Source organism: Aromatoleum diolicum (assembly GCF_012910955.1).
GTDB lineage: Bacteria > Pseudomonadota > Gammaproteobacteria > Burkholderiales > Rhodocyclaceae > Aromatoleum > Aromatoleum diolicum.
In genome coordinates, this window is record NZ_WTVQ01000109.1 from 1 (window position 1) to 1,058 (window position 1,058).

1 pseudogene is annotated in these 1,058 nt (G+C 63.1%); it reads left to right on the plus strand.

Features of this window, described 5'->3' with window-relative positions:
• Positions 1–1,058 (plus strand): annotated as a pseudogene (locus GPA25_RS23610) (cytochrome C); the annotation flags it as partial.

Genomic DNA, 1,058 nt, shown 5'->3' on the forward strand with positions numbered 1-1,058 from the left:
CACGCCGGCATGGACTGTGTCGCCTGTCATACCGACATCGTCGATGCGAAGGAAGCGCACCAGAAGGCCGCCAACGTCGCCAAGCCGGACTGTGCGAGCTGCCACGTGCAGCTGTGGGACGAGGCGAAGAAAAATAACCAGGCCACGGCGAAGGAACGCCTGGGCGTCGTTGTACAGAACGTCGACGCGTACAAGGCATCGTTCCACGCGCGGCCGGATGCGGATTATCCCGATCGCCCGAAGGCGACCTGCAGCCAGTGTCACGCGACGCACGAGTTCGCGGTACCGAAGGCGGGTACGCCGGAGCGTGATCAATGGCGCATGACCATTCCCAAGAGCTGCGGCGAATCCTGCCACGAGGAACAACTCGAGGACTTCGAGACCTCCGTGCATGGCGAGCTGGTAATGGCCAAGTCTGACCCGAAAGGGGCGGTGTGCACCGACTGCCATACCACGCACGAGATCGTCGGCGCGTCGTCGGATCCGTTCAAGCTCAAGAACGTCCAGGCATGCGGTGACTGCCATGAGGAAGAGTTGCATAGCTACCGCGACACCTACCACGGTCAGGTGAATCGCCTCGGCTACACCTACACGGCCAAGTGCGCCGACTGCCACGGCAGTCATGGCATCAAGGCCTCGGACGACGCCGAATCGCCGGTGCATCCGGACAATCGTCTGAAGACCTGCCAGAAGTGCCATAACGACAAGAAACCCGGGATGGTGACGGCCACGGCGGGCTATGTGAGCTTCGGTCCCCACGCCAACACGCATGACTTCGAGAAGTACCCGCGCATGTGGATCGTGGGCCGGTTCATGGAGGCGCTGCTGATCGGCGTGTTCGCGTTCTTCTGGCTGCACAGCGGCCTGTGGTACTACCGCGAATGGAAGGAGCGCAAGGAAAGGAAGGCGGTGCCGCACGTGCGCACCGAAGCGATGGGCATTGTTCCGGAGAAGCACTTCCGGCGCTTCCCGTGGGGCTGGCGCATTGCGCACCTGGCCTTCGCGCTCGTGACGATGACGCTGGTGCTGACCGGGACCGCCGCGCTCTTCGCCGACAG